26 protein-coding genes and 1 tRNA gene are annotated in these 25,867 nt (G+C 47.2%); 8 read left to right on the top strand and 19 right to left on the bottom strand.

Going from position 1 to position 25,867, the window contains the following annotated elements; translation table 11 throughout:
* The first annotated feature begins 13 nt into the window (after nt 1-13).
* Together pknB and crgA are read left to right on the top strand one after the other, a co-directional pair.
* Nucleotides 14-1,933, top strand: coding sequence for a Stk1 family PASTA domain-containing Ser/Thr kinase (gene pknB, locus FQV43_RS00190; protein ID WP_146338032.1), 1,920 nt, complete (start codon nt 14-16; stop codon nt 1,931-1,933).
* Nucleotides 1,934-1,990: 57 nt separating this feature from the next.
* Nucleotides 1,991-2,260, top strand: a complete 270-nt coding sequence (gene crgA, locus FQV43_RS00185; RefSeq protein WP_144273577.1) for a cell division protein CrgA — start codon at nt 1,991-1,993, stop codon at nt 2,258-2,260.
* A gap of 310 nt (nt 2,261-2,570) precedes the next feature.
* Here crgA and FQV43_RS00180 read toward each other — a convergent pair whose 3' ends face one another.
* On the bottom strand, nt 2,571-3,242 hold the full coding sequence (locus tag FQV43_RS00180; protein WP_168194996.1) for a rhomboid family intramembrane serine protease: 672 nt from the start codon (nt 3,240-3,242) through the stop codon (nt 2,571-2,573).
* Nucleotides 3,243-3,403: 161 nt separating this feature from the next.
* Nucleotides 3,404-3,928 carry a peptidylprolyl isomerase gene (locus FQV43_RS00175; protein ID WP_144273575.1) on the bottom strand — a complete coding sequence of 175 codons (525 nt, stop codon included), beginning with the start codon at nt 3,926-3,928 and terminating at the stop codon, nt 3,404-3,406.
* A gap of 105 nt (nt 3,929-4,033) precedes the next feature.
* On the opposite strand from FQV43_RS00175, the gene FQV43_RS00170 reads away from it, so the two are divergent.
* The gene (locus FQV43_RS00170) at nt 4,034-4,801 is read left to right on the top strand and encodes a hypothetical protein (protein WP_146338028.1); all 768 of its coding nucleotides are present in this window, start codon (nt 4,034-4,036) and stop codon (nt 4,799-4,801) included.
* A gap of 20 nt (nt 4,802-4,821) precedes the next feature.
* On the opposite strand, the gene FQV43_RS00165 is transcribed toward FQV43_RS00170, so the two are convergent.
* From FQV43_RS00165 to FQV43_RS00155, 3 genes are read right to left on the bottom strand one after another with little or no spacing between them, the layout of a single operon-like run.
* Complete coding sequence (locus FQV43_RS00165) at nt 4,822-5,583, bottom strand: ATP-binding cassette domain-containing protein (RefSeq protein WP_146338026.1); 762 nt, start codon at nt 5,581-5,583, stop codon at nt 4,822-4,824.
* A 5-nt stretch (nt 5,584-5,588) separates the two neighbouring features.
* On the bottom strand, nt 5,589-6,650 hold the full coding sequence (locus tag FQV43_RS00160) for an ABC transporter permease (protein ID WP_146338025.1): 1,062 nt from the start codon (nt 6,648-6,650) through the stop codon (nt 5,589-5,591).
* Nucleotides 6,647-7,645, bottom strand: a complete 999-nt coding sequence (locus FQV43_RS00155) for a substrate-binding domain-containing protein (RefSeq protein ID WP_144273571.1) — start codon at nt 7,643-7,645, stop codon at nt 6,647-6,649. Before FQV43_RS00155 ends, FQV43_RS00160 begins: the two co-directional genes overlap by 4 nt.
* A 250-nt stretch (nt 7,646-7,895) precedes the next feature.
* On the opposite strand from FQV43_RS00155, the gene FQV43_RS00150 reads away from it, so the two are divergent.
* The gene (locus FQV43_RS00150) at nt 7,896-9,728 is read left to right on the top strand and encodes an MFS transporter (protein ID WP_168194995.1); all 1,833 of its coding nucleotides are present in this window, start codon (nt 7,896-7,898) and stop codon (nt 9,726-9,728) included.
* Nucleotides 9,729-9,799: 71 nt separating this feature from the next.
* Here the strand turns inward: FQV43_RS00150 and FQV43_RS00145 are convergent, their stop codons facing one another.
* The 6 genes from FQV43_RS00145 to gabT form a co-directional block, all read right to left on the bottom strand.
* Complete coding sequence (locus FQV43_RS00145; RefSeq protein WP_146338021.1) at nt 9,800-10,777, bottom strand: nucleoside hydrolase; 978 nt, start codon at nt 10,775-10,777, stop codon at nt 9,800-9,802.
* A gap of 99 nt (nt 10,778-10,876) precedes the next feature.
* On the bottom strand, nt 10,877-11,839 hold the full coding sequence (locus FQV43_RS00140; RefSeq protein WP_144273568.1) for a biotin-dependent carboxyltransferase family protein: 963 nt from the start codon (nt 11,837-11,839) through the stop codon (nt 10,877-10,879).
* Nucleotides 11,829-12,755 carry an allophanate hydrolase subunit 1 gene (locus tag FQV43_RS00135; RefSeq protein ID WP_144273567.1) on the bottom strand — a complete coding sequence of 309 codons (927 nt, stop codon included), beginning with the start codon at nt 12,753-12,755 and terminating at the stop codon, nt 11,829-11,831. Before FQV43_RS00135 ends, FQV43_RS00140 begins: the two co-directional genes overlap by 11 nt.
* Nucleotides 12,748-13,485 carry a 5-oxoprolinase subunit PxpA gene (gene pxpA, locus FQV43_RS00130; RefSeq protein WP_146338019.1) on the bottom strand — a complete coding sequence of 246 codons (738 nt, stop codon included), beginning with the start codon at nt 13,483-13,485 and terminating at the stop codon, nt 12,748-12,750. The genes FQV43_RS00135 and pxpA overlap by 8 nt, the downstream gene beginning before the upstream one ends.
* A 65-nt stretch (nt 13,486-13,550) precedes the next feature.
* Nucleotides 13,551-15,035, bottom strand: a complete 1,485-nt coding sequence (locus tag FQV43_RS00125; RefSeq protein ID WP_146338017.1) for an NAD-dependent succinate-semialdehyde dehydrogenase — start codon at nt 15,033-15,035, stop codon at nt 13,551-13,553.
* Nucleotides 15,036-15,103: 68 nt separating this feature from the next.
* A complete protein-coding gene (gene gabT, locus FQV43_RS00120; RefSeq protein WP_144273564.1) occupies nt 15,104-16,459 on the bottom strand; it encodes a 4-aminobutyrate--2-oxoglutarate transaminase in 1,356 nt (451 codons plus the stop codon).
* A gap of 88 nt (nt 16,460-16,547) precedes the next feature.
* Between gabT and FQV43_RS00115 the strand changes: the two genes are divergently transcribed.
* From FQV43_RS00115 to FQV43_RS00105, 3 genes are all read left to right on the top strand, one after another.
* A complete protein-coding gene (locus FQV43_RS00115) occupies nt 16,548-18,011 on the top strand; it encodes a PucR family transcriptional regulator (RefSeq protein WP_168194994.1) in 1,464 nt (487 codons plus the stop codon).
* Nucleotides 18,012-18,155: 144 nt separating this feature from the next.
* Nucleotides 18,156-18,818 carry an RDD family protein gene (locus FQV43_RS00110; RefSeq protein WP_146338012.1) on the top strand — a complete coding sequence of 221 codons (663 nt, stop codon included), beginning with the start codon at nt 18,156-18,158 and terminating at the stop codon, nt 18,816-18,818.
* Nucleotides 18,819-18,887: 69 nt separating this feature from the next.
* Nucleotides 18,888-18,960, top strand: a tRNA-Ala gene (locus tag FQV43_RS00105).
* Here the strand turns inward: FQV43_RS00105 and FQV43_RS10080 are convergent.
* Together FQV43_RS10080 and FQV43_RS10075 are read right to left on the bottom strand one after the other, a co-directional pair.
* Complete coding sequence (locus FQV43_RS10080) at nt 18,951-19,115, bottom strand: hypothetical protein (RefSeq protein ID WP_168194993.1); 165 nt, start codon at nt 19,113-19,115, stop codon at nt 18,951-18,953. The genes FQV43_RS00105 and FQV43_RS10080 overlap by 10 nt on opposite strands.
* 49 nt (nt 19,116-19,164) lie before the next feature.
* Nucleotides 19,165-19,323, bottom strand: coding sequence for a hypothetical protein (locus FQV43_RS10075; protein WP_168194992.1), 159 nt, complete (start codon nt 19,321-19,323; stop codon nt 19,165-19,167).
* A gap of 285 nt (nt 19,324-19,608) precedes the next feature.
* Here FQV43_RS10075 and FQV43_RS00100 point away from each other — a divergent pair, with 285 nt between their 5' ends.
* Entirely contained in the window at nt 19,609-19,830 is a 222-nt protein-coding gene (locus FQV43_RS00100; RefSeq protein WP_146338010.1) for a hypothetical protein, read from the top strand.
* 42 nt (nt 19,831-19,872) lie between these two features.
* On the opposite strand, the gene rbsD is transcribed toward FQV43_RS00100, so the two are convergent.
* The 6 genes from rbsD to FQV43_RS00070 are packed head-to-tail and all read right to left on the bottom strand — an operon-like array spanning nt 19,873 to nt 25,742.
* Complete coding sequence (gene rbsD, locus FQV43_RS00095) at nt 19,873-20,247, bottom strand: D-ribose pyranase (RefSeq protein WP_144273560.1); 375 nt, start codon at nt 20,245-20,247, stop codon at nt 19,873-19,875.
* Nucleotides 20,240-21,229: a ribokinase gene (locus FQV43_RS00090; RefSeq protein ID WP_146338008.1), complete on the bottom strand. Its 990-nt coding sequence runs from the start codon at nt 21,227-21,229 to the stop codon at nt 20,240-20,242. The genes rbsD and FQV43_RS00090 overlap by 8 nt, the downstream gene beginning before the upstream one ends.
* Before the next feature lies 1 nt (nt 21,230).
* The gene (locus tag FQV43_RS00085) at nt 21,231-22,157 is read right to left on the bottom strand and encodes a substrate-binding domain-containing protein (protein ID WP_144273558.1); all 927 of its coding nucleotides are present in this window, start codon (nt 22,155-22,157) and stop codon (nt 21,231-21,233) included.
* A 23-nt stretch (nt 22,158-22,180) separates the two neighbouring features.
* The gene (locus FQV43_RS00080) at nt 22,181-23,158 is read right to left on the bottom strand and encodes an ABC transporter permease (RefSeq protein WP_168194991.1); all 978 of its coding nucleotides are present in this window, start codon (nt 23,156-23,158) and stop codon (nt 22,181-22,183) included.
* Nucleotides 23,155-24,705, bottom strand: coding sequence for a sugar ABC transporter ATP-binding protein (locus FQV43_RS00075; protein ID WP_144273557.1), 1,551 nt, complete (start codon nt 24,703-24,705; stop codon nt 23,155-23,157). Before FQV43_RS00075 ends, FQV43_RS00080 begins: the two co-directional genes overlap by 4 nt.
* A 5-nt stretch (nt 24,706-24,710) precedes the next feature.
* Entirely contained in the window at nt 24,711-25,742 is a 1,032-nt protein-coding gene (locus FQV43_RS00070) for a LacI family DNA-binding transcriptional regulator (RefSeq protein ID WP_246846926.1), read from the bottom strand.
* Nucleotides 25,743-25,867: the final 125 nt, after the last annotated feature.

Here is a 25,867-nt window from a genome sequence, read left to right as displayed (position 1 = left end):
TCGGGAGCACAACGTGAGTGAATTACTGGCTAACCGCTATGAACTAGGGGCAATCATCGGCACTGGTGGAATGTCCGAAGTTTATAGTGCGCAGGACACGCTGCTTGGTCGTCAGGTAGCAATCAAAATGCTGCGTCCTGATCTAGCAAGAGATATTAACTTCCGGGAGCGGTTCCGCAAAGAAGCAAAAAACTCAAGCCTACTGAACCACCCGGCAATTGTTGCCACCTATGACACCGGTGAGTGCGAACAAAACGGATTAGAGATTCCCTATATCGTTATGGAGCTGATTACTGGGCGCACATTACGCGAGGTACTTGCCGACAGTGGTGCGCTAAGCCCAGAGCAGGCGGCACGGATTCTCATTCCCGTCTGCGACGCTCTCCAATCAAGCCATGATACTGGGATTATTCACCGGGATATTAAGCCTGCCAATATCATGATTACCAATACAGGCAGTGCGAAAATCATGGATTTTGGTATTGCCCGCGCGCTTAACGACGTCACCTCAGCCATGACACAAACCTCAACAGTCATTGGTACTGCTCAATATCTATCGCCTGAGCAAGCTAGAGGCAAAACTGTCGATGCTCGTTCTGATGTTTATGCTCTTGGCTGCGTGCTCTATGAGATGGTCACTGCGAAACCACCTTTTGAGGGTGAATCGCCTTTTTCCGTTGCCTACCAGCATGTTCAAGATGATCCCGTTGCCCCTAGCGAATTCCTTAAAGAATTATCTGCAACGGCCGCACTCAACATTGATGCTGTGGTATTGACCGCTATGGCAAAGCACCCTGGTGATCGTTATCAGAGCACAACAGATTTAGCGCAAGATCTAAAACGCTTAGAACGCAATGCGGTCACTGAAGCTGCACGTCACTATGTTCAACCAACGCACCAGGTCGAGGACGAACCCGCTGCCGAAGTGACTGAAGTCAACACCACTGCTCTAGCTGCACAAAGCGCAAAGCACAAAACCAAAAAGAGCCGACTCTCTCCTTTACCTATCGTGCTACTCGTAGTATTGCTTGGTGCCAGCTCTGTTATTGGCTATGAGCTATTCCGGGGAGCGGAATCAAAGAAAGTGGAAGCTGCAATGGTGCAAATTCCACAACTGCAAACAGTTCCCCAAGCTGATGCAGTCAAGCGCTTAGAACAACTTGGGCTGCGCGTAAATACCACAGAAGAAGCTAGTCAAGATATTCCACGCGGTAATGTGATCAGAACAAACCCCGCATTCGGCTCTAGTGTGCAGCGCGACTCGACGGTCACCTTAGCTATTTCCTCTGGTAAAGAAATTACCGAAACCCCTGACCTGACCGGATTGAGCATTGAAGCGGCTGCTCAGGTACTCACCGATGCTGGTTTGCAATTAGATCCTGTGGTTCGTGAGGATAGCTCAGATAGTATTCCAGAAAACTCCATCATGGAACAAGCACCTGCAGCTGGTTCACAGGTTTCTAAAGGCTCTAAAGTGGCAATTACTGTTTCCACAGGTGTGGCCACTGAGCGCATTCCTATTGTCACTGGTTTGCTGCGGGATCAGGCGCAAGAAAACTTAACTGCGCTCGGGTTTAACCCACACATTGAATATGTCGATTCCTTAGAGCCCAAAGACACTGTGATATCCGTCGACAGCGAAGGCGCACAATTGCCTAAAGGGACGACGGTAACAGTGAAGGTATCTAATGGAATGCTCATAAAAATGCCCAATATCACCCGCTTGAACACCGACGACGCCCTGAAAGCCCTACGCGGTGCTGGCTGGGAGGGAGGCGCTGCCCAACTAAAAATTGGCTCACCGGTGAAAACTGCTGTTATCCTAGATCGAGGTTTAATTGCAGAACAAGGTACTGCTCCTGGCAGCACTATTCGCAAAGATGCAGCAATAAATGCTCGTCTTTATGAGTTCGATATTCTGGCGTTGGGTTAGTGTTTTGCTCGCACTTGGTATATTGTGCACATAGTTAATTAGATAGAAGAGGTTATTATGCCAAAGGCAAAAATTTCTCAGTCAGTGAGCGCGCCAATAAGCAGCTCCACTGATAATCGCACCCCTGTGAAAATCAATGCCACAGGTACTCCAGTGTGGTACAAAATCATCATGTTTGGGTTTATGCTTATCGGCTTAGGCTGGCTAGTAGTTAATTACCTGGCTGGACTGCATATCCCAGTCATGCGTGACCTTGGCGCGTGGAACTATGCCATTAGTTTTGGTTTCTTTATCGTTGGTTTGTTGATGACTATGGGTTGGCGGTAATAGTCCATAAACCGCTCTGTCTTGTCTGTTTTGGGGAGTGTGCTTTAGTTAACCACTAGAGCACACTCCCCAGCTTTGTATTGAGCAATGCTGAGGGTTTCCCCAATGGTTATGCACAAGTTATTCACAGCTGTGGAAAACTATTTTCCCCAGGTTTGACCTGCACATATGTTTGATTAAAGTCGGAAGTATAATCGCCTATCCAGCGGTTTTTCTTGAAAAATCGTGGAGCACCTGTGAATAACACCAATGTAATTTATCCACATTGTGGATAACTTCTGTGGATAACCTTTGGGTGGCGTCGAAAAGCTCAAGCAAAAAATTGTTCACGCTGGAAAATAAGCACGAGCGTCACTAAGAGCAGCACCACAATCCACACCAACTGCACCCCGCGTGCCTTCTTTCGACGCGCTGTAACCAAGGGCATCAAAGCTATACCAGTCACAACACCACCTAAATGCCCCCAAATCGAAATACCAGGAATGATAAATGTACTAACAATGTTTATCCCCAAAAGCACCAATGCACTTTGCATATTGATGCGCTGATAAAAAGCAATAGCCGTGTAGAGGGTCATGAGGGAAAAAATTGTACCTGAGGCACCAATGACTGGCACCGCATAACTCATCCAAGTAATCGCAGCACTAGCACCAGAAATGCCAGTAATAAAAATCAAGGTATATATGGCACTGCCAAAGAATTTTTCTACTTCACGTCCGAGGAAAATCAAGATAAAAAGATTCATCGCCAAATGACTCGCGCCCTGATGGACAAAAGCATTACCGAAAATTCGCACTAAACCTGCTGGAAATTGGGTTGCATAAGGCCCATACATCATCAATGCGTTGCCCAGGGAACTACCGACAAGAGAATGGATGATGGAGGAGGATTGGAACACTGTAATTAGCCATATTGCCACCATCAGTGCAGCAAAACAGGTGGTTGCAGGTGCTTGCTTATAGTAGCTGCGCAATGCGCTCATGAAGTTCTCGTCTTTCGGTATCTTGTCAACGCCAATTTCCACTATCGGCTGGAATACATGGAATACTCTGAATACTTTTAGAAAGCTCTAGAATGCCAAAGCCCTTGCACTATCAGTCTTGATAGGCAAGGACTTGTAGGGGTATCACAATTGAGAAGGGATTATTCCACGATCTCTACTGATTCAATAACAACTGGCTCGGTAGGACGATCAAAGCGATCAGTTGCGGTGCCCGCAATAGCATCGACTACTTTTTGGGACTCAGCGTCGGTTACCTCACCAAAAATAGTGTGATGATTATTCAAGTGTGGGGTTGGTGCCACAGTGATGAAGAACTGAGAACCATTGGTGCCAGGACCAGCATTCGCCATTGCGAGAAGGTATGCGCGGTCAAAATGTAGCTCTGGGTGGAACTCGTCAGCGAACATATAGCCTGGGCCGCCACGACCGGTACCAGTTGGATCTCCACCTTGGATCATGAAACCGTCAATAACACGGTGGAACACTGAACCATCGTAGAAAGGACCAGAGGTGGTACCGCTGGCATTTTCAGTTTTATAGTCAGCAGTACCTTTTGCCAAGGTCACAAAGTTTTCTACAGTCTTTGGCGCGTGGTTGCCAAAGAGCTCTACGGTAATATCACCACGATTAGTGTGCAAAATTGCAGTTGAAGTTCTCAAACTCATAGCTACCATTCTAGGCATATTTTCAGCAGGAACGGCAAAACCTCGCTACGCTGGTACCTATAAAGTCTCACGGCACTGAAAGTTTAGAGAATTTTAGAAGGAATTATGAACAAAACAGTTCTATTTACTGCACTACGCTCACTCAAGCACGGCTATAAGAGCTTTTCCCGCTACCGCTCCGCCAAAGCCCGCCAGGCCTATGAAGCACTTCTCGACGCCGCTGCCACCCATGAGGATACTGTAGAAAAGATTGCAGGTAGTGTCTCTGATACAGTTCAGGCAAGCAAAGAAAATATGGCTGAGCTTTATCAAGGCTCTTCTAAGCAAGCCGCATCCTTGATTGCACAATATCGCAAGCGCTTAGAAAAAGCCGCTAGTGAAGCTGCTGCCAAGAAAGAAGAGCTAGCAAAAGCAGCTGAACATAAAGCACAAAAAACCTCGAAAAAACTCAGCAAAGCCTCTAAGAAAGCACAAAAGAAAGCCACACAGCGCGCTGATCTAGTCAAAGCAAAAGTACGCGGAGAAAAACCACGCGCTAGCTTGCCACTTCGGTTGGTTCGCAGCTCTGCACTCATCGCCGCTATCGTTGCTGTTATTGCAGTGGCAACTAATGTGGTGCGCAATAAACTCAACCCACAAACCAACGATGTCCACGATGAGCCACCACGGGTAGAAGATCACCAGGCAGCAAAACCGGAATCAACACTGGTATATTCCACCCAAACCCCAGAAACACCAGAGCAAGAGCATATCCCTTCCCCTGAGGAAGGTGTATCAGAGCGTGATGAACAATTACTCAACGCTCTCGACGAGCAAATCGGCAAACACCGCCTAGCAGAACAAGAAACAGAAAAAGACGCAGAGCAAAATTAAGCATTCTGCACAAGCTCAGCTTAGCTACGTGCTAATTCGTGGCTAAGCGTCTCTAATTCTTGACCACCAGCCATCATTTGGGTCAATTCTGCCAACGTAATTTCTTGTTTGGGTTTATCTAGTATCTGCCGACCTAGGTTGAGAATGGTGAATTGATCCCCCACAAGATAAGCATGATGAGGATTGTGCGTAATGAGCACTACCCCAATACCACGATCCCTCGCTGCTGCAATGAACTTCAATACCATTCCCGATTGTTTTACACCCAAGGCTGCGGTTGGCTCATCAAGCACAATCACGCGAGCACCAAAATAAATGGCGCGAGCAATAGCCACCACTTGGCGTTGCCCACCCGAAAGACTGCTAATCGGGGTTTCAACATCAGGAATATCGACTCCCATATTTTTTAATTGCTCGCTGGTTATTTTTTTCATCTCTTTACTGCGCAAGGCACCAAAACGAGTGCTCAACTCCTGCCCAAGAAAGAAATTGCGCCACACCGACATATCAGAAACCACAGCCAAATCCTGATATACAGTAGCAATGCCCTGCGCCAAAGCGTCGCGAGGAGAAGAGAAAGAGACACTTTCACCATCAATGAAAATTTCGCCACTGGTAGGTTTATGCAATCCAGCAAGCACCTTAATCAAAGTAGATTTTCCCGCGCCATTATCGCCCAAAACGCACACTACACTACCTGTACTCACGCTGAGATTTACCCCTTGGAGCGCGTCGAAAGTGCCATAAGACTTCGTGATCTCTGTTAATTCAATAATCGCCATAATATCTACCGCTTCTGTGTAAAGTTGGCAAAGGAGGTGTTGGTAAACACAGCAAAGAGCAACATAGCCCCCAAGAAGAACTTAAACCAATCCGGGTTCCAACCTGCATAAACAATGCCTTGGTTCGTCATACCAAAAATCAATGCACCAATTGCAGTCCCTAGCGCAGTACCACGCCCACCAGTAAGCGCACAACCACCAATAACCGCAGCAATAATATAAAGGAACTCATTACCCACGCCTTGACCTGCTTGAATCGAATCAAAAGCAAAAAGAGTATGCATTCCCACAAACCACGTCGCACACCCGACGAACATGAAAAGAATAATTTTTGTGCGTCGCACCGGAACACCCACGGCACGTGCTGCTTTTTTATCGCCACCCACCGCATAAATCCAGTTACCAAAAGTAGTTTTATGCAGGATAAAAGAAGCAAGCACCACAAAGAATAACCACCAAAAAACAGTAACCCGTATAGCCACAGACCCAATATGAACCGTACCGGCAAATACTGCATGAGCACTAGCAAAACCTTCCATATCAGCAATAGTTGGAGTCGCCACCTGCCCAGTAACCAATTTAGTAATCGCTAAATTAAGCCCTTGAAGCATAAGAAAAGCAGCAAGGGTAATCAAAAAACTTGCAATGCCCGTGCGAGTAACCAAAAAACCATTAAGCGCACCAATAGCTAAAGAAAAAAGCAAAGCAATGCCCGCACCCACCCACGAATTGAGATGAAAATTGTAGTTAAGCATTGTTGCAGCTAAAGCACAGCTTGTTACTGACACACCGGAGGAAAGATCAAACTCATCACCAATCATAAGCAGACCGACCGCCAAAGCAACAATGCCTAACGTAGAACTGGCATACAACACCGTTGCCACCGCGTCGAGAGAGCGAAAAGGAGGTGCCACACTAAAGAAAAGAATGAAAATTGCAATCGCCCCAAGCAAACTGGCAAGTTCCGGGCGACGAATAAAACGCGCCCAGCCTGATTGCTTGCGCAAGCGATCATCAGCGCTACCTACATCATGTGCGCTAGGTGAGGTGTTGGACGCAATACTCATCGCAGACCCTCTTTCGCAGCCTGAGAAATCACAGCCACATTAGAGGCATCCACAAAACTAGGACCAGTATAAACTGGTCGGCCACCACCCACAGTGCCACCATTGCGCTTCGCTAACCAAATAGCATCCACAGCTAGATAACCTTGAAGATAAGGCTGCTGATCCACTGCCCATGCGATACGACCATCACTAATCGCATCAACAACCTCAGCATTGGTATCAAAAGTAGACACCTTAGCATGAGAACCAGCATTCTTTACCGCCTCAACTGCACGCATACCCACCGAGGCTTGCAAACTCATCACCCAGTCAATAGTGGAATCTTGAGCCAACTTTGCCTGCATGGTTGCACCAGCAGCCGTGAGATCCTGACCATTAACATACAACAACTCCACCTGAGTAGCACCTGCCCCGGCAGCTACACCAGCACACCGCGCCTCCTGAGAAGAATTACCCTGCTCATGGATAACACAAAGCGCGTGCTTGACATTTTCAGTTGCTAAACGCTCACCGGCTTTGGTACCAGCAACCTTTTCATCCTGACCATAAAAAGCACTCAGCCCATACTTTTGATACGCATCCATACCAGAGTTCAAGCCCACTGTTGGAATACCAGCTGCCACTGCCTTTTGCGCCACCGGACCAATAGCCTCCGCATTAGGCATGGTTACCGCGATACCATCCACACCAGAATCAATCGCAGACTGCACGAGATTTGCCTGGTTAGGTACCTGCGGATCACTCGAATAACGCAGCTCGATATTGTCCTTCTTTGCAGCGTCTTCCGCACCTTTACGCACCAAATCCCAATAGGTATCACCCGGGGCACCATGCGAAATCATGCTCACAACATAGCGTGGCGTATCGACGCCACCAGCAACCCCATTGGCTGACCCATCACCGCGCGGCGCGCCACCAGTAGCAGAACACGCACCCGCAAATAAAGTCAGGGTCGCTGCAGCAACCGCACCAAGAACTCGAAACCGTTTAGACACTGTAGACGCTGTAGACACTATTAACACCGAACCAAAATTACTGACCAAACTTGCCCAGGTCAAACCGCGTGACCTGCGGGTTTATCGATTAAGTAGCGTCAAGCAGGCACAAAGGAGCAGATAATTTTCTTCAATTGGACAGGGGTTTTTGCCGTATGGTGATCTCATCCCAATTACACAGCTTCACCACCATAAGCCAAGTATGATGTGCACATATCTATTTGCTGAGAATGCTAGGAGGTACTCAACCATGCATACCCATGCTAAGGATATTCGTCGTTATGCTCTCAGCACTTACCTGCGTTCGACTGCTGTGACACTCATTCCAATGCCCCTGTGGTGGATTCTCAACCAACACATCAGCTTATCGACGTACCTCTCAGGCATGGCAACTGTGGGCATAATAGGGATTCTTCTTGATCTTCCCACCTCTATCCTGGCAGATCGTTTCCAACCAAAAGTATTTCTCCAATGTGGGTGTAGTGCTTTCATATGCGCTTTTCTCTGTGCCGCATTGTGCAATGGACCAGTTGCTTTTCTTGGTTACCTTTCTTTCAGTACCCTAGCTGGTGCGCTTTTTTCTGGAGCAGATAATGCTTTACTGGTCAGTTTGGTCGGTGACAAAGAGTTTGGGCACGTCAATAGTAAAATCTCAAAGAATCTCTACTGGGCAACCATACTTCTCATCCCCCTGGGCGCGTTTTCTTATCTGCTGTATCCTAGCCTGCCACTCTATCTGCAAGCAGCACTTTTATGCGGTTCTTTTATCGCATTATCCCCCATTGATAGTGCGCCTGCTGCCCTACATAGCCCGCATACCCCACGTACTCGCAATAGTATGTACTCAGCCATGCAGGTGTTTTATCCCTCAAATACTGCTCATGCTGCTGCATTATGTTCACTGTTTCTTGTCGGTGGGGTCGCTGAAACGGTTATTAGCCATGTGAATCGAACTTTTCAGCTTCAAGTCATACCGGATACGACCATCGCAACCCCTCATGTTTTAGGGATAAGTGTTATAGCTTTTTGTACTGGTAATCTCCTTTCAGGGTTTAGTTCTGCTCTTGCTCAGCGTCAGTTTCGGCTGCATAGACCCTATAAATATGTATTCTCAGCCGTTATCATTATGCTTATTGTTGGTTTGGGAGCTATTTCTTATTCGCACCCGCTTTTGCTTATTGGCGGATATTTATTGATTGCTCTTGCCAAAGGCATTATTCGTCCCATGTGTTTGGCTTTTCTGCAAGATCTCAAACCACTAGCAGCACCGCAAGCTACCTGGTTTTCTCTCTATTCTTTTGCCGGGGCGATTATCAGTGCTTGTCTTATTTGGTCACTTAGTGTCATGGGTAATGATGTATTGCGCACTATTAATTTTGGGCTTATTGCAGCGTTATTCTTATGCTGTGTATTGATCTTGTGTGCAATTAAACATTCGGATGCGTATTGCATTCATACTGAGAGGTCTGGTTTTTCCGCAAAGAAATCTGCAAAGAAAGTTTGGGCATTAGCTGCTACGACTCCACATTTTGTGCAAAGTTATCGCGATTGTTCTCTCGCGCCTGTCGACGTCGCCCGCTGCATGACTCATGCTTCTCTAGCACACCCCACAATCATTTCTACTACCGACGAGGAACTAGAGGTTGAGCACTTCCCGGGAATAACTCTCAACAATGCGTCTGAGCAGCAAGCATATGATGCTATCACCGCTATTCTGCGCGACTATTCCACGGCACAATTATCTCCTGATTTGCCGCAAATCTTCCTTGGGCCAGCAGATCTATGGTGTGGCTGTGGTAGTACAGTAGTGCACGGTGACTTACATCCAGAAAATATCTTGGTGGATAAGGCTGGTCATTATGTGGCAGTAGATTGGGATTTAAGCCATCATGGCAGTCCTGTTTATGATGTGCTTTTGCTTCTTTCCCACCCTAGAACTCCTTTAGCAGTGGATCAGAGAATAAGCCTGCTCAAAGAATATCTTGAGCAGGCGCATAACGACGATTGCGTGTTGAGGCAATGGGATCACAAAGCGTTGCTTAGTCACTATATGCAGTGGAAAATCACCAGCATTGAACAGTAGGATACCACGGAGGAGACGTCGAAAGCACAAGAGCAGCTATTGCGGGAATATCGCATTACTGCTCGTCTACTTTAGGCATCTGCCACCCACATCTTGCGATTAGGCGTGGTGTGCGTGTTAAGGAGAGCGTCGATAAGCCCAAAGAATTGTTCGCGGTCTGCTTTTTCAATGACAGTAGCATTGCGCTGCACATCGAAAACTTCCCATGCCATAGCGGAATAACCACGGGTGAGATCGGAGTTAGTTTCTACGTCTACTCGATAGCGCGCAGATTTTTGGATGAGTTCAGGATAGAGCAAAGTGGCTAAAGTCATAGAATCAGGGTGGGTAGACCCGTTGATGCCGGCGGCTTCGTCGAAATCTAGGGTAGTATCACACACCGCCTTGAAAAATTGTGCAATCGGGGTACCTACTGCGGTTTTTTCATTGTATTGCGCGCGCGGCAGCGTTGCGTCATTAAAGGTGACTGGATCCCAAGGCATAACGACGATATTCTCAAAGCCTGCATTAAATACAATCTGTGCAGCCTCCGGGTCAACATAGAAATTGAATTCGGCTGCTGGGGTGATATTTCCACGACCATTATTTGACCCACCCATGATATGCAGCGATTTTACATTCTGCACAAAGCTGCGATCTTTCACTACAGCTGTAGCTATGTTAGTCAGTGGACCAATGGCAACGATGGAAATTTCACCCGGGTTTTCCGCTGTGATTCTCAATAATGCGTCCACTGCGTGCTCATCTTCTACCAACGTACCGGAAAAATCCATAGTGAGCCCACCGGCACCGTCGCCATGCACATCTTCTGCAGACGACCACGGACGTAGCATAGGTTGGCTACAACCTGCGAAAATAGGTACTTCGCCGAGTTTACCGGCAGCATTGAGCGTCATATGCGCATTACTTATCTGGCGGTCAAAACCAACATTTCCCGCAACCATGGTGATGGCACGAAAATCCGCACGTTCGCTAAGTAAACCAAGCAGAATTGCCACACAATCATCTTGTGCGGTGTCTGTATCTAGAATGAATGGAACCTTGCTCATCTTTTCTCCTCCGTGGATCTCACCAGACCAATACTACCCAGCCAACACTACCGATGAACAAGCCTGGTTTGCCTGCGGTTGCCACTAAGCCGATTGCCACTAAGCACAGAACGGCAGTAACCGCTTTTTGCGCTCTGCGCGCAAAGCCAACGCTTCTTCCATAGTTACCTCGATAAATCTAGTAATGGTTCCCGCAGCAGCACGGGCAACAACATCCATATCAGCACTAATAACTGTGGCTACCATCGCGTATCCCCCACCTGAAACAGCATCACGGTGCAATAAAATTGGTTGGGTTCCACCTGGTATTTGGATAGACCCTACAGCATAACCAGCATCAACGATATTAGATGGATCGCTACCTGCACCAAATTTTTGCTCACGCTGTACCCATTCCACTCCTGGTCCCTCGTAACGTAATCCCATCCGATCTGCTGTTGCAGTTAGTGACCATTCTTCTTTGACCAGTCGTCTAAAACCTTCTTCTGTGAGATAGTGATCATATAGTCCTCGCACAATTCTTACTTCTTGATAATTGCTAAAAATTGGGCGCAATTTTTCTGCCACATAAAGCAATGTAGGAAAATGCTGCTCCTGATCGCCTGTGCGCAATACATCACCAGCAAGTAATCGTCGTCCAGCAATACCACCTAGTTTTCCTAAGATATACGTCGAGCGTGACCCTAAAACAATCGGCACATCAATACCACCACGAACCGCTATATAGAATCGAATACCGGCATCAAGATCACCAAAAGAAAGTTCTTGACCTGGTCGTACGTGGATCCTTGTCCACATTGGCTGTTCTTTTCCATCTAACAGAACCGTTACTGGCGCACCAGTAATTGCTATCTCTACGTAATCATCAAAAAATAATGTAGGACCCACATAAGTACATTCAAGAACTGCTGCATTACGACGATTACCTACCAACGCATTCGCCAAATAAGCACTGAATTGATCAGCGCTGCCGGACTGCGGAATACCAAGGTGATAATAGCCATTGCGTCCTTGATCTTGAATAGTGGTTGATAATCCTGGTTCAATAACATCAATCCGCATAAAGAACTCCTATTAATTTTTCATTGAGTTTGCGGGGATCCTCCAACGCTTCAACCGCGTTAAATTGCACAGATCGCTTTCTGTAGCGGAATGTTCCTGCTGCAATTTGTGTTTTGATTTCTTGGTATTCTTGCTTGCTAACAGGTCTAAACTTCACGATGTCACCTGGCTGAAAGAGCACCATTGATTCTGTAAAATCTGGTAATTTCTGCTCTGGATCGTAGATAGGAGACGCAGCAATACCAAACATTTGGTATCCCCCTGCACCACGTACAGAATATATGCACGCAAAGCAGCCACCATGTCCAACAGTTAGCTCAGGAGTATCTGTGCGTGGACTGAGATATTTTGGTACTTCAAGTTGCTCTTGTCTGTCTACAAGTTGAAACATGAATGGTAATCCCGCAACAAAACCAACCATAGAAACCAGCCAAGGGCTGCTGTAATGGGCTTTAATGAAATCGGCAGTATCTGAGAAATTATTGATTGCTGCCGCATATTCTAGATCTGTTTTCGTTGGATCTTGGTGATAGCCCTGTCGAAACTTAGTTACTATTTCTGCTGTATAAGGATCGTTGTACCATACCGGTATTTCGATTATTCGAGTGTCGATAATCGTAGCATCGTCATCAAGTTCTTTTTCAATACTTCTAATCGTGGCAACCATGTCATGTGGATGAAAAATATCCGGGTCAATACGAATAAGAATTGAGGCATTAGCTGGACAAATATCAATAATTCCCGACTGACCGTGAAGATGTTTAGCTGCTCTTTGCTCTCGTAATTTATGAATTTGTTTGGCAATAGCAGTCACCCGAAAATTAGCAGCTAATGACATCTCATCGCTGACTTCAACAAAGACAAACTCATCTCCGCCAAAAGTTATCCTGGAAATAGGTGCGCCGGTATCAGACATGAGCATGACCTTTCCGATCCAGAACCTCACGCACGGCATGAGCAATTTCTACTGAACGAGGCCCATCGGAATGTACGCAAATACTTCTAAAATCTACAGCTATTTCTTTGCCATTCTCGCTAAGAATTGTTCCTGTCTCTAATGCTTGAATCGTACGCTGCGCTACTTCTTCAGGGCTTTTCTCCTCCGGGTGGGCTTTGATGAGCAAGATTCCTTGGTCAGAATAATCGAGATCAACATAAAGCTCACCGACGAATTCCACCCCCATATCTCGACAGACCTTTTCATGTGCAGTGCCACTTAAACCGAGAAAAGGAACATCATAATTTTTTGCAACCCCCGCAGCTTCACGCATTAATTCTTCATCGCGCGATAACATTCCATAAAGCGCACCATGCGGTTTTATGTGATTGAGCTGCATATTTTCTGCTTCTAAGAATGCAACTAATGCGCCTACTTGATAGGTAATTATTGTTCTTGCATCACGAGAATGTAATGCCATCGACCGCCGTCCAAAACCAACTATGTCTGGCAACCCAGGATGTGCTCCCACTTTTACCCGGTGCTGCCGCGCAAGCGCAATAGTTTCTTCCATAACATTTGGATCTCCAGCATGATAACCACACGCAACGTTAGCAATGTCGATGAGCTCCATAAGACGAACATCATTGCCAAAACTATGAAGTCCAAGTGCTTCACCCATATCAGAATTGAGAGTGTAATGAACCATTTTTCCTCCATGCCCTTTACAGTCTTTTATGTTTGTAAAGCGTTGCTGCGGTCCGCACTCAACCCCTACAACGCGATGTACTTAATAGATTGGTATTCTTCAATACCTTCCGTACCTCCTTCGCGCCCAAAACCAGATTGTTTGATTCCGCCAAAAGGCGCTGCTGCATCGGAGATGGCTCCACGATTTATCCCCACCATGCCAGCTTTAAGTGCTTTGGCAAGATAGTGCGCAGTGTGGATATTTTCGCTAAAACCATAAGCAGCTAGCCCATATTCGGTGCTATTTGCCAACGCGACTGCATCTTCTAGCTTGCTGAATGTGGTCACTGTGGCGACCGGACCAAAAATTTCCTGGTGCATAATATCTGCCTCTGGGGCGACGTCGATAAGCACGGTTGGCGGGTAGAAATAGCCTTGTGTTGGCGGTTTTACCTCCGGTGTAGTGACTTTTGCCCCTAGTTCGCGTGCATTATCCACAAGTTGCGCGATTCGGTCACGCTGTTTTTCGGTAATGACTGGTCCTAGCTGCGTTGCCTTATCCAACCCATGACCCATGCTGAGCTGGGACATTGCCTGCGTGAGCTTATCGACGAACTCCGATGCCAGTGACTCATGCACCAAGAATCGATTTGCTGCGATACACGCCTGACCCCCATTGCGCATTTTCGCCTGCATAGCACAGGTAAAAACCAGATCAAGGTCGGCATCTGCTGCCACCACAAATGGCGCATTACCGCCTAATTCCATGGAGGTACGCAAGAGATTGTGAGCTGATTGCTCCACAAGTTTCTTACCTACAGCAGTGGAACCGGTAAATGTGATTTTCTTCAGGCGGCTATCGGTCATAAGCTGTGCGGATAATTCGGCAGCAGCCAAGGTGGGAATGATAGAAACAACGCCGTTAGGTACCTCATGCTTATGGAATACTTCGGCAATGATTTCGCCCAAAAGTAGCATGGTCAATGGGGTTTCTGCGGCAGGTTTGATAATAATGGTGCAGCCTGCGGCAAGTGCTGGCGCAATTTTGCGAGTTGCCATAGCTAGTGGAAAGTTCCACGGCGTAATCGCCAACACTGGACCTACTGGTTCACGGGTGGCAATGATTGTGCCATTACCTGCTGGTGCTGGAGCTACTCGCCCATGACTACGCACTGCTTCCTCAGCAAACCAGCGGAAGTATTCATTGCCATAGGCTACTTCTCCTTGTGCTTCTGCTCGAGGTTTTCCCATTTCAAGGGACATGAGGGCAGCAAAATCCTCGCTGCGCTGTGCGACGGCAGTAAAGATGTCATAGAGGATTTCCGAACGTGCTCGGGCAGAAAAATCAGCCCATTGCGTTTGCGCATCGTCGGCAAGCTCAAGTGCTCGATTCCATTCTTCTGCTGAAGCAGATGCTACTTGGGCAAGGGTTTCTTCGGTTGCTGGATCTACGACCGCAAAAGTTTCGCCACTGGCGGCTGGAACATTGTTGGTACCAAGCCAAATACCAGTAGGAACAGTGATTGCTACGCCATGAGCACTATTTTTTATGGTTGTATGTGTTGTCATATTGCCACCTTAACTGTTTTATTGCTGTGGGGTTCTATCAGCTCATCAGCTCTCATGTATTTTCACCCTTAGCCACAATTTTTGATAGCTTGTGCCAATACGCCGAGTCCATCACGTAGGGTTTCTTCAGCGATTACCAGTGGTGGCAGCAATCGAATAATGTTTCCATCCAAACCACAGGTAAGAATGAGCACCCCTGCTTGTTTACATTCTTGGGCAATAGCTGCCGCATAGGCTGCGTCGGGATTGCCTTCTTGGTCAAGTAACTCAATAGCAATCATGCCGCCACGTCCGCGTATTTCTCCCACGCGGTTTGACTCAGCTACCTCGGCTAGTTCTTCACGAATGATGTGTTCTATCGCCAGAGCACGGTCGTTGAGCGCAAGGGTTTCCATTTGTTCTAGTGCGGCAAGTGCTGCTGCACAAGCGACGGGGTTACCGCCATAGGTACCGCCTAATCCTCCTACGACAGCAGCATCCATGATTTCAGCGCGCCCGGTTACTGCCGATAGTGGCATTCCGCCTGCTAGTCCTTTTGCGGTGGTGATGAGGTCGGGAACTACATTTTCGTGTTCTACTGCAAACCATTTTCCGGTGCGGGTGAGTCCTGATTGGATTTCATCGGCGATAAATACCACATTGTTGTCGCTGCACCATGCGGAGATTTCCGCTAAAAAGCCTGGTGCTGGCACGATAAAGCCGCCTTCTCCTTGGATTGGTTCGATGACAACGCAGGCGAGGTTTTCTGCGCCGACTTCTTGTTCAATTTTTTTGATTGCGCGTGCTGCTGCATCGTGTCCGCTTAGCCCATCGCGGAAAGGATAGGACATTGGGGCGCGGTAGATTTCGCTGGCAAAAGGACCAAAACCAGTTTTATAAGGTTTGTTTTTTGCCGTCATTGCCATTGTGAGGTTGGTACGTCCATGATAGGCGTAATCGAAAACCACTACTGCTTTTTTCTTGGTGTAGGCTCGTGCAATTTTCACTGCATTTTCTACTGCTTCGGCACCTGAGTTGAGCAGCACTGATTTCTTTTGGTGCTCACCTGGGGTTAGTTCTGCTAACTTTTCTGCCACTGCGACATAGGATTCATAGGGCGAAACCATGAAACAGGTATGGGTAAAGTGTGCTGCTGCCTCACTGATGGCTGCGACTACTGCTGGGTTGGCGGCACCTACGGTGGTTACTGCGATTCCTGAGGCCAGGTCGATGTAGGCGTTGTCGTCGGCGTCAAGTAAAATTGCGCCGTCTGCGTCGACAATATAGCCAGGTAGTCCTGGGTTAAGCGCCTGTGCCACTGCTTTCTTACGACGCTCATCAAGTTCATTATTTTTTGATACGCCCCCAGAGTGCGCAGTAGTTTTTATGCTGCGTTGTTGTGGGAGTCGGTACTCTAGGGCAGTTAAGTGCGCATTTGTATTCATACTTTTTATTCTGATTGAACAAATACATAAAGGCTTATATACGCTTTGTATAAATATTTCCTTCTTTTTGGATAATGTGGAGGTTGCTGTGGTTGCTTTGACTCAGGCAGAAAAATATCTCACGCTTTCTTGGCTTTTAGCGCAGCATAGTTTGGAATTGGAGTCTTTATGCCCTGCTCAGCAGCCTTTTAGCGTCGTACAGCCCAGTGAACTTCCCGACCCGACTCAATTCATTGTCCGCAATTCAATTGTGCTTACCGTAGGTATCGCCTTCGAGCACTGCCCTGAACAATTCCATGACTATGTCGCTCGTCTCAAAGAAGCAGGTGTGGTAGCCATTGGGTTTGGCGTCGGACTCATTTTTGCAGCTGCACCACAACAGCTTATCGACGCTTGTGCTCACCACAATATCGGTTTATTTATTGTTCCGAAAAAAATTCCCTTTGTGTCTATCCTTAATGTCGTAACTGAGGAGTTTTCTCGTCAGGACAAAATGGAGCATGAGCAGTTTATGCGCGGTCAGAAAGTCTTAAATCACGCTGCACTTTCCCATGGAATATCTGGATTACTCTCACAAACTGCAGCACTCATTGGTGGCTCATGCACCATTATTGATAATGACAATCGCACTATTGCCCATGTTGCCTACGCAGAAACTGATCGGGAGCCACTGCACCGGGTAGAGCACAAAATGCTCAGTTCAGGGGATCGTTTTCACACTCTCATTACCCACAGTGTGCTGCCATTATCCCGTTTTGATCGTGACATTATTAAGCACAGCATTGGTTTGGCGGATCTTCTTTTGCAGCGACCAGTACAATTGCGCAAAGCACGAACGGAATTAAATACCCTGGCTTTAAGCGTATTGCTTGGCTTTGATGGCAACGAAGAACAGTTGGGGCGTATTTTTAGCAGAATCTCTGATAATCATGGCAATGTGCGCCCCGTGCTTATTCAGGCACATACTCAGGCACATATCAATAAAGCATTTCGCACTATCGACGCACAGCTAAGCGCCAACGACCGTGAATTGTGCGCAATCATGCTCAATGAGCACTCTGCCCTGCTGCTTTTCCGCGCAAGCCGATCCATTGACAATATCTTGACCCTTTTCGGCGAGAGCAAAGAGCAGCTCAAAATATGTATTGATACTACTCATCCGTGGCAGGATATTGATTCCCGTCTCGTCGAACAGCTCAATATCGCGACAAAAGCACTGGCAATCGGCACTCATTCTAGCCCACAGAATTCACCACTGCGGTGGCTGGCAAACCCAAATGTGATGCAAGCTCTCGACGCGCGGGCAAAGATAACCCTGGATAGATTGCGTTCCTATGATGCCCAGCATCATACTGAGCTCTACGACACGCTCAGTGTATTTCTGCAGCAAGGCTCCAATATCACAACAAGCTCTGCAACTTTAGGTATCCATCGGCATACCATGCGCTCACGACTACACCGCATAGCAGGCATCTGCGAAATTAATCTCGATGACCCAGTTACCTGTGCAGAAATGCTCTTGGTGGTCATCAGTCGACCAAGTTCTGAGTAGTTTTAGCGGATTCTCATAAACCAGTATCTCATATTATTCGCAGCATGAGATGGGAATATAGGAAAATATAGCAGGAATTAGTAACCTAACTCTTGAGATATTTTCATTTATTTCTTATGCGCTTATAACTTGGAGTGATTTACTATGACTAATTCATACAACCCCTACTCAGGGCAGGATCCTCATACTTCGCAATCAGCACCCACACCTGCACCTGCCGAAAACCCTTTTGGGACATATAGTGCACATCCCTATGCAATGAATAGCGGTGCTTATTCTCATAACTATCCCGGTGGATTGCCATTTACCCCAGCCTCAGTATGGCATCGAATTGGAGCGTATGTAATAGACAGCATTATCATTGGTGTTGCTGCTGGAATCCTGATCTCACCTATCTATTTCATAGTGATTACATCTCTTTCTCACACCGACCCAGATCAGATAGATAGCCTTGACCCGCAAATAATTATCGCGGGCATCATTATCTTTATCATCTCAATACTCTTCTCCATAGCGGGCATCTTCTACCGCGTCTATTTTGACCATAAAAAGCAAGGCACTTTGGGCAAAAAAGCACTTGGTCTTGCTGTAGTTAATCACGACGGCAGCTCAATTAGTAAAAAGCAGGCCTACACCAGAAGTACCTGGTACATCATCATGACTGCGCTGTCTTTTATCCCAGTGATTGGCTCAATATCAACAATCGTTTTATATATTCTGGCGATTGTCACTATGGATAACCCACTCAAACAACACAAGTGGGATCAAAAAGCTGGTGTTCTAGTCATAAAAAATAAAAACTACTGATAGCAAAAAGGCTTCCTAGCAGGATATTTAATTATTTTTAATATCAATGCTATGATTGTTGAAGTCTTTGGGGCATTAGCTCAATTGGTAGAGCACCTGCTTTGCAAGCAGGAGGTCAGGAGTTCGATTCTCCTATGCTCCACGGATAATAAACCCTGCTGCTTTTAGCAGCAGGGTTTTTGGATTTACTAGATAAAATATCCCCGTAATGCAGGGGTTATAGCCAGCGTTGGCAAAAATTTTAGCAACAATAGTGGTAAACCATTGCGCGTCGAGCGAGAGTTGTTTAGAATACATAATGAAACCTTAGGAAACGGCAATTTCCTAAGGCTTGTGAGTTGCCTCTCTAGTTAAAAAGTTCCTCCAAGAACTTAACTAGAGCAGTAACAAGTTTTATGACTCCAGTCGCTAGTTCGATTTTTTCCTTTTTGCTAGCGGTGGACTCTTTCGCTTTGTCACTGACAACAGGCTTCTCACCATGTGGTTCCTCACCTTTAGTAGCCATGATTGGCTCCTCTCGGCGTGTGCTTTCCCTGGCGAACAGGGGCGGGTGATTCAACCCAAGCGAGGAGTTAGCGAACCCGCCCGCCAGAGAAGGAATAAAAGATAATTCACCGCTAGTTAGTTTAGCAAAAATAATTTCTGGATAACAGAGGCTCTGGGTTAAAAAATAAACGACAACAATACGGATACCGTCAATTAATTTTCATTAGAAAACTAAAACGATGTATAATGGCGCTGTTGTTTCAGATGCAAGTATCTAATATCAGCTATGAAAGATGAAGATTCTATGGAAAACAAAAAAATTATGGTTACATTCGGAATAGTCATCGCAGCGCTCATCGCAACTATAGCTATTGGTTCTATCGCACTCCAGAGGCATTATAATCACGTCATACTGCAAGAACTCATTGATGGGGCAAATGAACGAGGGCTAGAATACAGAGTAGTTTTGGACACAGATCTACGTGGCAACTTCTCTTTCGAGATAATAGACGAGCAAGAAAAATAATCTTGCTCGCCTGAACAGACCACATAACTAGGTCATATCCTCTTAAAAAGGCACCCCACTGCGGAAAATCACATTGGCATAGGGTGTAGTTTCTCCAGTACGTATCACAAAGGAACACTGCGTAAGCTGCTGCTTAAGCTGCTCATGTGCAACAGTCTGCACAGGAATATCAGGGATAAGCGCACGCACCTGATCAGGGGTTTGCGTAGCAATCGCGGCACCTTCTACCACTACCTCAGCCAATACCGCACTCACGACGTCGGCAAAGCGCGGTACCCCAAAGACCAGGGCTAAATCAATAACCTCCACATGAGCAGGAATAGGCAAGCCACAATCAGCAATAGCAAAGGTATCCGTGTGCCCGAGCTTGTTAATAGCGCGAGCAAGTTGTGCATGAAGAATTCCTGTTTTACGCATGAGTTACCTCTGGCAAAGTGTCATGGGCGTGTGGATATGAGGGTTGCGCCCCATGTCCTAACGCAGCAAACGCACCCACTCGAGCTGCATACTGAGCAGCCGATACCAAATCTGCACCCTCAAGTAGCTGAGAAACCAGTGCTCCTGTGAACGCATCCCCTGCCCCAGTCGTATCTACGGCATCAATGCGTGGCGTAGCAATAGCAGTGTAATCCACCTGACCAGACGCCGATTCCGCTGTGGCAGCAACTACCGCTCCCTGCGCCCCCAAGGTCAGTACAACAGAGGGGAAACCTGCTGCTAATAATGCAGTCACAAGCTCATGCGGTTGGCTATTTCCCTCGGTATTTCCCTCGGTGGTACTTTCAACCTCACCTAATTGTGCAAGTACCAGTCCTGCCTCGTGCTCATTGACCACCAAGGGATCAGCCTGCAATAACGTGGCAGAATCTACTTCGATAACCGGTGCAAGATTGATGACCACGCGGGTACCAGCTGCACGAGCAATATCTACCGCGGCACGCATCCCCTCAGCAGGGATTTCGCCTTGCAGAAGTACAATATGCGCCTGCGCAATAAGTTCTTGACGCACATACACCACATCCCTATTCACCAGTGCATTTGCACCAGGAATAACGATGATACTGTTCTCACCATCTGCGGAAACAGTAATAACAGCCAAACCAGTAGTGGTGTCTTGGGCACGCAATACCTGATCAAGACGCACACCTGAAGATTCCAGCAAAGATAATGCAGCACCAGCATAAGCATCATCACCTACTGCACCAATAAAGCTCACCGACGCCCCTTGCAATGCTGCGGCTACTGCTTGGTTAGCACCTTTGCCACCTGCGAGAATATCGCCACCGGAACCCATAAGTGTTTCTCCTGGGCTGGGATGACGCTGCACTGAAACCATGAGGTCAGCGTTGATAGAGCCAACTACAACGAGGTTGGCATAATCGTCGAGAGATTTGCTCATGTTACTTCTCAAACTCCGCTAGGTTATCGCTGGTCACAGTAACTACTGGCACAGAAACTTCAGTTTCAGCTTGTTTACCCTCTAATACAGCTTTTGCTTGTTCTACTGCTCGCGCACCCAACTCATCTGGTTGCTGTGCAATAGAAGCAGTCAAAGTGCCCTTTTTCACTGCGGCTATACCATCTGCAGTACCGTCGAAACCAAAGACTTTTACCTCTTTCCCTGCTTTGGCACCGAGAGCCTCGATAGCTCCTAACGCCATTTCGTCATTTTCGGCAAAAATAGCTTTGACATTAGGGTGTGCCTGGAGCAAATTGGTGGTCACGTTTAGACCTTCAGTGCGGTCAAAGTTTGCTGTTTGCTTTGCAACCACTGTGATGTTGGGATATGCCTTAATGCCTTCACTAAAACCTGCACCACGATCGCGGGAGGCAGAAGAACCAGCAATGCCTTGCAGCACGAGAATCTCACCTTGTTCGCCGATGGCAGCGGCAAGAGCATCGGCAGCTTGTTTACCACCAGCAATGTTGTCGGAGGCAATAAAGGAAGCAACTTTTCCTGCACTTGAGGAACGATCCACAGCAATGACAGGAATGTTGGCTGCGTTTAATGACTGCACTGCGGCACCCACGGCATCAGAATCTACTGGATTGACAATCACCGCTCCAACGCCGAGTGTTTCTGCATTTTTGAGTTGATCGGTTTGGGTTGCCGCATCATCAGAGGCATCTTTTATATCTAAGGTAATGCCCAGTTCTTTTGCCTTTTCTTGGGCTCCATCTCGCAATTCGACGAAGAAAGGATTGGTTTGCGTCGAGAGTGCCAAAGTGACAGATTCAGCACCAGATTCTCCACGATTACAGGCACCAAGTCCAAGCGACAATGCGGCAATAGATGCAATTGCGAACGTATTTCGGATTAGTTTCATGATATTCCTCCTATGTGTTTTATTTAATGAGCTGCTTTATTGCGAATGACGTCGAAGCCCACTGCCAAGGCAATGACCACACCAATGACAATCTGTTGCCAAAACGACGACACGTTAAGCAAGTTCAATCCATTACGAATCACAGCAAGCAACAAAGCACCCACCAAGGTTCCCGTTGCTTTGCCTGAGCCACCTGCCAAAGAAGCACCGCCAATAACTACCGACGCAATCGCATCAAGTTCATAACCGACACCGGCTTGAGGTTGCGCAGAAGTTAAACGACCAGCCATTACTAAACCTGCCAGCGCAGCAAACATACCTGATAGACCAAAAACAGCTATCTGAACCTTATGCACTGCAATGCCAGAAAGACGTGCTGCCTCTTGATTACCACCGACGGCATACATTGATCGACCCAGCACAGTACGCTCTAAGATGAACCAGCATATTATTCCGGCAAGGATCATCATCACGATTGGGATAGGTACCCCAGCTATAGTGCTGCCCAGGAAGTTCACTGCTGGCGCCGTGGGAATGGGTGATCCTTGAGAGATAACGAGGGTGGCACCGCGGGCAATGGACATCATGGCGAGGGTAGCGATAAAGGATGGTATCTTGCCATAGGCGGTGGCAAGGCCACAGATAACACCAGCTAATAGCCCTATTGCTAAGCCAATGATGAGGCTGAGCCAACTTGGTAGTCCCACAGAACTAAACATGGATGCAGACACCATAGCGCCTAAAGCTGCAACAGAACCAACAGAGAGGTCAATACCTGCAGTGATAATGACAAAGGTCATGCCGAAGGCAAGAATAGCAACAGTGGCTGCCTGGATACCGATATTGATCACATTGGTGACGGTCAAAAAGTGTGGCGTGGCAATAAATAAAGCAATACATAAGGCAAGCAGACCTACTAATGCCCCATTATTCATCATCCAATTGAGGATTTTCTTACCCAGGGGTAATGAGGGTGTTGAGGTTTTTGCGGTAGTGCTCATGAGACTTTCTCCTCAATTTCTTTAGCAATTTCTTTGGCTTCATGATTTTCTTCAATAACAGCACTGCTGAGATTCGCCACTGCAAGGGTCATAATTTCATCTTGACTTGCTGTATTGGGTAGTTCTCCAGCGATCCTGCCATCTGACATCACCACTATGCGATCAGACATACCCAGCACTTCTGGCAGGTCAGAGGACACCATGAGCACTGCACCACCCGCAGCGGTAATGTCGTTGATGATGTTGTAGATCTCTACTCTGGCTCCCACATCAACACCGCGGGTGGGTTCGTCGAGTAGCAAAACTGTTGAACCTGCCAGCACCCACTTGGCGAACACGGCTTTTTGTTGATTACCACCTGATAAATCGGAAATTGGCTGGTCAATATCCGCCATGCGTATTTTTAATTTCTTGGCAACTTCCTGGGCGCGTTTCTTTTGCCCCCGACGATCCGCCAATCCATACCGTGCTGAAGAAGATAACGTGGTCAGGCCAAGGTTTTCATTGATGCTGGCATCCAAAATGAGCCCTTGAGCTTTACGATCCTCGGGAACATGACCAATTCCTGCTTTGATGGCTGCTGCGATATTGCCCAATGGCATTGTTTTTCCATTGACCACAATCTTTCCACTATCAATGGTATCGGCACCAGCAATGGCTCGAATAAGCTCAGTGCGTCCTGCGCCAACCAAACCAGCTATGCCAACTACTTCACCAGCATGAACTTTTATGTTGATGTCGTGGAACTTTCCGGCAGCGCTGAGGTTTTTGATTTCTAGTACCGGTTGGGCTTTTTGTGTGGTTATGCGTGGGTATTGTTGTTCAATGTCACGACCGACCATGAGCCGCACGAGTTCATCTTCTGGGGTTGTAGCAGGCACTTCTGCTATGAAATGCCCATCGCGGAGTACAGAAATGCTGTCTGCAAGACGAGCCAATTCTTCTAGATGGTGCGAAATGAATACCATGCCCACGCCTTTGTCACGTAATTGTTCGAGTACGTTAAAGAGTTGGTCAGTTTCTTTGGCGGTAAGAGCTGCGGTGGGTTCGTCGAGAATAAGCATTCTGGCATTCATCGACAATGCTTTAGCAATTTCTACTAATTGTTGGCGGGCAATGCCTAATTCGCCTACTGGTGTATCCACGGACACATCCAGACCAATAAGGCGCAATGCTGCGGCTGCTTGTTGTTTGAGGAACGTGTAGTTCACGAGTCCCCAGCGTGATGGAGTGCGTCCGAGCATGATGTTTTCGGCAACTGTCATGCTTGGCACCAAGTTTAATTCTTGGTGGATTGTAGCGATACCCAGTGCTTCGGCTGCTTTGGTGTTAGGCAAGGTAACTTCATTGCCGTCGACGATGATTTTTCCAGCATCGGGCTGATACACACCTGACATCATTTTGATGAGCGTGGATTTACCTGCACCGTTTTCACCTAGTAGTGCTTGCACTTGCCCTCGACGCACTGCCAAGCTCACATTATCTATGACATTAACTGCACCGAAAGACTTAGAAATGCCTTCTAGCTGCATAATTACGTCAGACATCAAGCTCACCTCCTTATTAGTTTTTTCTTGCTTGTGCCTTTAGTAGTTGAGGCACGGGGAATGAAAGTAGTATCAATAGCGATTATTTCCTGTTCAGGTGGGGGTTGTGCTCGAGACATCCAGTTCACCAATAGTTGCACTGCTTGTTGTCCCATAGCCACTACATCTTGATCAATGACAGAAAGTGGTGTGGGTTGTACTCGCATATAGACCAGATCATCAAAACCCACTAGCGCGACGTCGTCGCCAATGTGTACCTCATGTGCATGGCAGTATTCCATGGCGCCTAGGGTCATCATGGAATCACCGGCAATGATTGCCGTTGCGCCGGCGTCGAGCAGGGCACGAGCACCTCTATGCCCCTGGGTTACCTCGAATCCACCATAGAAAATATGCTCTTGCGTATTATCCAATAATGCGGCATGAGCTGTGCGAAAAGCCTGCAAGCGACCTGCTCCGGTAGAAAGTTCCGCAGGTCCTGCAAGAAATCCGATATGGTGATGTCCTTGCTCAACGAGGTGTTCTAGTGCAGCATAAATACCAGGGTCAGGATGCGACACTACTGCTGGTAGAGAACAGTCGGTTAATACGCGGTCGATAAGTACCAGTGGTACTCCCAATTGCGCGATATGCTCTAATTCTTGTGTTGCCTTAGCGCTCGGTACGACGATCATCCCATCGACTTGATGCTGGTAAAGAGCATTAACGGTGTTTTTGAGTGTGAGAGCATCTTCATCATAAGAAGTGATGATGGTTGATAATCCATGTGCTGTGGCATTTTCTTGAATGGCAGCTGCCATAGTGGCGAAAAAAGGATTGACCAGTGTGGGAATACTTAAGCCAATGGTGTATGTGCGTGCAGTGCGTAACCCACGAGCTTGGATATTGGGTTTGTAGTTGAGTTTTTGTGCTGCTGCTTGCACACGATTACGAGTGTCTTCAGAAATAATTGTTTTCCCAGCTAGTGCTCTCGATGCTGTGGATACAGAAACGCCTGCTGCGGCTGCAACATCTTTAAGATTTGCAGATGTGTTCACCAGCAGGTTCCTTTCTTTTTGCATTGCGGTGGAGTATCCACACATAATGCAAACGATTGCACAAACTAACATCGCTAAAGCTAATGAGTTTTTATACAAAAGTCAAGTGAGGCGAGTCACTATCA

It is taken from the genome of Corynebacterium sp. sy039 (genome assembly GCF_007904105.1).
GTDB lineage: Bacteria > Actinomycetota > Actinomycetes > Mycobacteriales > Mycobacteriaceae > Corynebacterium.
This window is presented reverse-complemented; position numbering and strand designations above follow the sequence as displayed.

Excerpts from the sequence above, each read along its gene's own strand:
- crgA (WP_144273577.1), top strand. The coding sequence starts at position 1,991 with ATGCCAAAGGCAAAAATTTCTCAGTCAGTGAGCGCGCCAATAAGCAGC.
- FQV43_RS00180 (WP_168194996.1), bottom strand. The coding sequence starts at position 3,242 with ATGAGCGCATTGCGCAGCTACTATAAGCAAGCACCTGCAACCACCTGT.
- FQV43_RS00175 (WP_144273575.1), bottom strand. The coding sequence starts at position 3,928 with ATGAGTTTGAGAACTTCAACTGCAATTTTGCACACTAATCGTGGTGAT.
- FQV43_RS00170 (WP_146338028.1), top strand. The coding sequence starts at position 4,034 with ATGAACAAAACAGTTCTATTTACTGCACTACGCTCACTCAAGCACGGC.
- FQV43_RS00165 (WP_146338026.1), bottom strand. The coding sequence starts at position 5,583 with ATGGCGATTATTGAATTAACAGAGATCACGAAGTCTTATGGCACTTTC.
- FQV43_RS00160 (WP_146338025.1), bottom strand. The coding sequence starts at position 6,650 with ATGAGTATTGCGTCCAACACCTCACCTAGCGCACATGATGTAGGTAGC.
- FQV43_RS00150 (WP_168194995.1), top strand. The coding sequence starts at position 7,896 with ATGCATACCCATGCTAAGGATATTCGTCGTTATGCTCTCAGCACTTAC.
- FQV43_RS00145 (WP_146338021.1), bottom strand. The coding sequence starts at position 10,777 with ATGAGCAAGGTTCCATTCATTCTAGATACAGACACCGCACAAGATGAT.
- FQV43_RS00140 (WP_144273568.1), bottom strand. The coding sequence starts at position 11,839 with ATGCGGATTGATGTTATTGAACCAGGATTATCAACCACTATTCAAGAT.
- FQV43_RS00135 (WP_144273567.1), bottom strand. The coding sequence starts at position 12,755 with ATGTCTGATACCGGCGCACCTATTTCCAGGATAACTTTTGGCGGAGAT.
- pxpA (WP_146338019.1), bottom strand. The coding sequence starts at position 13,485 with ATGGTTCATTACACTCTCAATTCTGATATGGGTGAAGCACTTGGACTT.
- FQV43_RS00125 (WP_146338017.1), bottom strand. The coding sequence starts at position 15,035 with ATGACAACACATACAACCATAAAAAATAGTGCTCATGGCGTAGCAATC.
- gabT (WP_144273564.1), bottom strand. The coding sequence starts at position 16,459 with ATGAATACAAATGCGCACTTAACTGCCCTAGAGTACCGACTCCCACAA.
- FQV43_RS00110 (WP_146338012.1), top strand. The coding sequence starts at position 18,156 with ATGACTAATTCATACAACCCCTACTCAGGGCAGGATCCTCATACTTCG.
- FQV43_RS10080 (WP_168194993.1), bottom strand. The coding sequence starts at position 19,115 with ATGTATTCTAAACAACTCTCGCTCGACGCGCAATGGTTTACCACTATT.
- FQV43_RS10075 (WP_168194992.1), bottom strand. The coding sequence starts at position 19,323 with ATGGCTACTAAAGGTGAGGAACCACATGGTGAGAAGCCTGTTGTCAGT.
- FQV43_RS00100 (WP_146338010.1), top strand. The coding sequence starts at position 19,609 with ATGGAAAACAAAAAAATTATGGTTACATTCGGAATAGTCATCGCAGCG.
- rbsD (WP_144273560.1), bottom strand. The coding sequence starts at position 20,247 with ATGCGTAAAACAGGAATTCTTCATGCACAACTTGCTCGCGCTATTAAC.
- FQV43_RS00090 (WP_146338008.1), bottom strand. The coding sequence starts at position 21,229 with ATGAGCAAATCTCTCGACGATTATGCCAACCTCGTTGTAGTTGGCTCT.
- FQV43_RS00085 (WP_144273558.1), bottom strand. The coding sequence starts at position 22,157 with ATGAAACTAATCCGAAATACGTTCGCAATTGCATCTATTGCCGCATTG.
- FQV43_RS00080 (WP_168194991.1), bottom strand. The coding sequence starts at position 23,158 with ATGAGCACTACCGCAAAAACCTCAACACCCTCATTACCCCTGGGTAAG.
- FQV43_RS00075 (WP_144273557.1), bottom strand. The coding sequence starts at position 24,705 with ATGTCTGACGTAATTATGCAGCTAGAAGGCATTTCTAAGTCTTTCGGT.